The sequence below is a fragment of the Pseudomonas sp. NPDC087346 genome, assembly GCF_044744235.1.
Taxonomy (GTDB): Bacteria; Pseudomonadota; Gammaproteobacteria; order Pseudomonadales; family Pseudomonadaceae; genus Aquipseudomonas.
This window is the reverse complement of the sequence record NZ_JBIUXX010000126.1, coordinates 1-5,986: the sequence shown is the minus strand read 5'-3', so window position 1 is coordinate 5,986 and position 5,986 is coordinate 1. Positions and strand designations below refer to the sequence as shown.

The following is a 5,986-nucleotide window of genomic DNA, read 5'->3' as shown; positions in this document are numbered from 1 at the left end:
GCGGTGAGTAGCGTCATTCAGTTTGGTAACGAACTGCAATCGGCGCTGCTGCAACGCGATAACGAGTACATGACGTTGTTGGTGCAGACCCAGCAGCAACAAATTTCTACGCTGACGCAAGAGATTCAGGGTGACAACATTGCCTCGCTGAACTTCGGCATTGCCGCGTCGACCGCGGCGCTGCAAAGCGCGAACACCCGTTTGGCGCACTATACCGGCCTGCACAATAACTGGATTTCCAGTAGTGAGCAGAGTTCGATGGACCTGCGTGTGGCGGCCGGCGCCTTGAATGCGGCGTCGCTGATCAGTAATTTGGTGGGCGCTGCGGTGGAAATGGCCCCCAACACCTTTGGTTTGGCCTGTGGTGGTTCGAGATGGGGTGGTGCGGCACGTGCGGTTGGCTATGGGCTGCAAGCGACGGCCACGATTCTGGAAACCTCCGCTCAGCGGCTGGATATCAGTGAGCAATACCGTCGTCGACGCGACGAGTGGCTGATGCAGAAGGAAAATGCTGACTTCGAAGTCAAGCAGCTGACCGCGCAAATCGCCTCACAGAATCAACAGTTGGTGATGGCTCAGAAGCAGAAAGCGTTGTATGCCCAGGAGCTGAGCAATATGCAGGCGCAATACACCCTGCAAACCACGCGCTTCACGGGCCTGGAGTTGTTTAACTGGATCACCGGGCGCCTTTCTTCGCTTTACTACCAATTGTATGACAGCGCGCTGGCGCTCTGTCTGACCACGAAAGCGGCGTTGGCACGCGAGATTGGTGAAATCAACACCGCGAGTCTGTTCACCACTCCAGTGTGGAACGATCTGTACCAAGGGTTGCTGGCCGGTGAAAGCCTGCAACTGCAACTGCAGAAAATGGAGAACACGTATTTGCGCATGGACAAGCGCGGCCTGGAGATTCAAAAAACCGTTTCGTTGAATAGCCAGATCACGCGAGCCGACAGTAAGAAAAGTTTCTCGGTGCTTCTGCAGGGCGCGCTCTCGGGTAGTCCAGTGGTGGCGACGGGCGGCGTTGTGATCAAAACCGTGAACAGCGACAAGCTGGTCATTGAACTGGATGTGGCCTCGCTGAAGTTGAACGGTGCTTATGGCAGCACGGGCAAGGTCGGGCGTTTCAAAAACATCAGTGTCACGCTGCCGGCTTTGCTGGGGCCTTATCAGGATGTAGAGGCCACCTTGGGCAGTGGCACTGGCAACTATGTCGCGCTTTCTCGCGGGCTTGATGATTCTGGGGTCTTCACGGTTGATTTTAATGATCCCAAATACTTGCCGTTTGAAGGGGATACCACCAACACCGGCACGTTGGTTTTGACGTTCTTCAATGCTGGCACGGGACAGGTACAGCGCAAGCTGGTGGAAAGCCTGGTCGATGTCATTTTCCAACTCCGCTACACCCTCAAAGGGTACTGACAGTGGAGGCGTGCCAGGGGGTTAACCCCTGGCACGCAGTGAAAAATATCCCGTACATTTTGAGGACAATTTATGGACACCCGTCAGAACACATCCGTTGAAGTGGCTCAGCCCTCGTTGCCAAAAGGCGGTGGCGCGATCCAAGGCATGGGGGAAGCATTGGGGAGTGTCGGGATGACCGGTATGGTCAGCCGCACGCTGGCCTTGCCCATCACCCAAGGACGAGGATACGCCCCCACGCTGTCGTTGAACTACAGCAGCGGGGCTGGTAATGGCGCATTTGCGATGGGCTGGGGCCTCTCGGAGATAGCGATCCGTCGTCGTACCAGTCATGGCACGCCTCTGTATCAGGAGGACGATACCTATTTGGGGCCCGATGGTGAGGTATTGGTGCCGGAAATGGGCGCCGATCAGGCCGTGATCACCACCCGGCGCTACGTTTATGGTGCGTTGGAGCTGGGGTTGACGTATCTCGTCACGCGTTATTTTCCTCGCGTTGAAGGGGCGTTTACCCAGATCGAGCGTTGGCGTCAGGCCCCCACCCCCACCAGTACCAAAGATGACTTCTGGTTGCTGCGCACAGCGGATGGTCAACTCCATTGTTTGGGTAAGTCCCCCGAGGCCCGTATTGCCGATCCCAAACAGCCGGATCACACCGGCGTCTGGCTGCTCGAAGAGTCGGTGTCGGTGACCGGAGAGCATATTTGCTATCGCTACAAGAGTGAAGACGCCATCAATTGTGGCATGGGCGGTCAAGAAGCTTCTCGCTCACACAGCGCCGCTCGTTATTTGCAGTCTGTTAAGTACGGTAACGTCAATAGCTATGCGCCCCTTTACGCGTGGGGCAAGGCAGCACAGGCCCCAGCCTGGCTGTTCAGCGTGGTGTTCGACTACGGTGAGCGGACACTCGATCCCCTGATCGCCCCCGCGATGGCGACGACCAGTCAGTGGCCCTGCCGTGAGGATTCGTTTTCTGACTACTCATTCGGCTTTGAGGTGCGTACGCACCGTTTGTGCCGGCAGGTGTTGATGTTTCACCACTTTGCGCAGGAGCTGGGACAGGCGGATACGCTGGTTTCTCGACTGCTGCTGGAGTATCAGCAGTCGCCACAGCTGTCTCAGTTGGTCGGCGCGCAAGTCCTGGCTTATGAGCCGGATGGAACGGTTCGATCCCTGCCCCCCGTGGATTTTTCGTACAGTACTTTTTCGTCCAGCGTCTCCCCGACCGGTTATGCGCAATTGACGTCGTTCCCGGGCCTAAATGATGGCCAGCGCTATCAATTGGTGGACCTGTTGGGAGAAGGTTTGGCCGGGGTTCTCTATCAAGAAGGCAATGACTGGCGCTATCAGGCGCCAATTCGCGGCACGCAAGGCCCCGATGCGGTCAGTTACGCGCCCTGGCAAGCATTACCGCAACTGCCTTCGCTGTTGCCTGAGGGCAATGAGCGCAAAGCGCTCGTGGACCTGATGGGCACCGGTCGCCTCAACTGGCTGGTTGCGCAGCCAAGCTTGGCGGGCTACTTCACGTTGAATGCGGATCAACGCTGGAGCAATTTCATTCCTTATCCGGCGTTTCCCATCGAGTTCCTGCATTCCTCTGCACAGATGGCTGATCTGGTCGGGGCCGGTGTACCGGACCTGGTATTGATTGGCCCCAAAAGTGTGCGCGTGTACGCCAATAACCGAGAGGGGGGGTACGGTGCCGGGCAAGACGTCGTCCATGACGGCGATGATCGCTTGCCGAGTCAAGCGGGTGATCGAGCCTCACTCGTTGCTTTCAGTGATGTGCTGGGTTCCGGCCAGCAGCATCTGGTTCAGATTCGTTATAACCAGCTTACCTGCTGGCCCAATCTGGGGCGCGGCGTGTTCGGCAAGCCGTTGACGCTGGCCCAGTTGCCGTTTGACGGGGAAACGTTTGACCCTTCCAGGGTTTTTTTGGCCGATCTCGATGGCTCCGGGGCCAGTGATCTCATTTATGCCGAGTCCGACCGCTTTCTGATTTTCCTGAATCAGTCCGGCAACGGGTTTAATGGCGACCCCCTGATTTTGCCAATGCCTGCCGGAGTGCGGTTCGACCAGCTGGATCAAGTCAGTTTCGCCGACATCGCAGGCACGGGGACGACCTCGTTGATACTGACGGTGCCCCATGCCGCTCCCCGGCACTGGCACTACAGCTTTGCCACCACCAAGCCCTATTTGCTGGTGTCAGCCAACAACAACCTCGGAACGGACACCCGCTATACCTACCGCAGTTCCGCACAGGAGTGGCTCGATGAAAAACAGGCATCGCCTGGCAGTGTCTGTCAGCTGCCCTTTGCCATGCCGGTTGTCTCGACACAAAGCATCCAAGATGAGATCAGCAGTAATCGCCTGACGCAGCAATACCGCTATCGACACGGCGTCTATGATGGCGTCGAACGCGAGTTTCGTGGTTTTGGCTTCGTCCAGCATGAGGACACGGAGCGACTGGCTTTGGCGACCGCAGAGGATCTGCCGGTAGCTGCGTCGGCGCTGACTAAAATCTGGTACCACACCGGACAGGAGGGTGAGCCGCTGTTTGGCGCAGCGCCCTATAGCGACCCGGCGGTATTTGGTCTGGAGGCGCCACGTTTCACCCGATTGAATGCCGCGACGGGGCAGGATGAGCCTCTGACGTCGATTAACAGTGCCACCCAGCGTCAACTCTCTCGTGGGTTGAAAGGCAGCGTGCTGCGCACCGAGATTTATGGGACGGATGCCAGTCCCCAGCAGGGCATTCCGTACAGCGTTCAGACCCAGCGGATGCAGGTCCGCCTGCTTCAAGACGCGGTTTCGCCTGATGCGTTCCGCGTCGTCTTGCCGATGGTGCTGGAGCAGTTAAACGTCGGCTATGAGCGCATTGCCGGTGACCCCGCCGTTCGCCAGCAAGTGACCCTGCAGAGCAATGAGTTTGGGGTCCCACTCTGGAGTGTTGAGGTCAATTACCCCCGTCAACCCAAACCCGTCACCAATCCTTACCCAGGGACGGTCCCGGATGCCCTATGGGCGAGCACTTATGACGAAGGCCAAACGCCCCTGCGCCTGAGCGAAAGCCGAAGCCGCGTCTATAACCTGACAGCCACTGATACCTGGAGGCTGGGTTTGCCGTATCAGCAACGGCACAATGTGCTGACGTACGCGGCGGGGTACGGTTGCTACCCACTCAACCGCAATGGCTTGAGTTACGAAACGCTGAGCGCTGCGGACAGCCTGATCGGCACCACACGGGCGCGCACCTTTGCCGGGCAAAGCGTCACGTACTATTTTAATGCGTCAGGTACGGACGTACTGCCTGCGGGCACCCTCCCTGCGGCGTTGGCATTGGTTCATCATCAGGAAACCGCTGAACTCGACAATGAGTCGCTCAAGGCGTACGTGGGGCTTTCAAACCTGGATCTAGCGACGGCATTACCCGCCGCGGGTTATTTACAGGGCCAAAAGGTGCTGGGTGAGCCGACAGACCTGAACCCCGTTATTTGGGTGATCCCCAGCGGTTACACCACGTATGTCGACGCGGGCAACTGGCTGGCGTTCTATCGGCCCAGATCGACGCGAAGCAGCCTGCTCGTGGCCCCCCAAACGTTCACCTATGATGCTTATAGCTGCGCCGTGACGTCAGTCACTGACGGTGTGGGCAATCGCAGGCAGGTGTTTTACGATTATCGTTTCCTGACGCCCAATCGCATCATTGATCCGAACGACAATACCCAACAAGTGCTGTTCGACGCCCTGGGGCGGGTGGTCGCCACTTCCGCCTATGGCACCGAGTTGAATGAGGCAGGTAATTCAATCGCCGTTGGGTTTTCGCCGTTGGCAAAATTTGATCCTCGTCAGTCTGCCTTGGGGAGTATCGATGCGGCACTGGCAGCGCCCGCGTTGGCTGTTCAGCAAGCGGCGCAGGTCTATCTGTATGATTTTTATCGGTGGATGGGGGCGCTTTCCAACGACGTGTTCAGCGGGCTGTCATCGTCCGATCAAGGGGCGGAACTCAAGCGTGGGTTGCAGCGTAATTTCCTTCTGACGTTTGACGGTCGACTACGCTCGCGTGCTTATGCCTGGGCGCGTTCAGGTGTACCGATGGCGGGCGTTAGCGAGGCGTTGCGCAGCGTGATTAACGGTGTCAAACGCCAGCCGGTGCAGGCTGCAAAACTCCTGGCCGATCAATATCCAGGTGCCAGTGCTGCCGCGCAGATCAGGATCTCACTGTCGTTTTTTGATGGCTTTGGCCGAACCTTGCAAGCCAAACAAAAATGTCCGCCCGGGCTGGCCTACGTTGTCAACACCGATGGCACTCTGGCGTTTGAGGCTGGCAAACCCGTCGAACGCGATACCGGTACGGCACCGCGCTGGGGGGTGTCCGGACGTACCGAATACGACAATAAAGGCCAACCGACTCGAACCTACCAGCCGTATTTTATTGACCGGCCGATCTACGTCGACGATGCGAATGTTCGGCAGTGGGGCTATGCCGATACGCATTATTACGACCCGGTGGGCCGTGAGTATCAGGTCATGACGGCGCTCGGCTACTGGCGACGTACGCGCT

Annotated in this window: 1 protein-coding gene and 1 pseudogene; both read left to right on the top strand. The window is 57.9% G+C overall.

What is annotated here, in order from left to right; genetic code table 11:
* Positions 1 to 1,422: pseudogene (locus ACIOZM_RS31050) on the top strand (hypothetical protein); the annotation flags it as partial.
* A 72-nt stretch (positions 1,423 to 1,494) separates the two neighbouring features.
* Positions 1,495 to 5,986, top strand: a 4,492-nt coding sequence (locus tag ACIOZM_RS31045) for a SpvB/TcaC N-terminal domain-containing protein (protein WP_401221370.1), incomplete at its 3' end; no start/stop codon positions are given.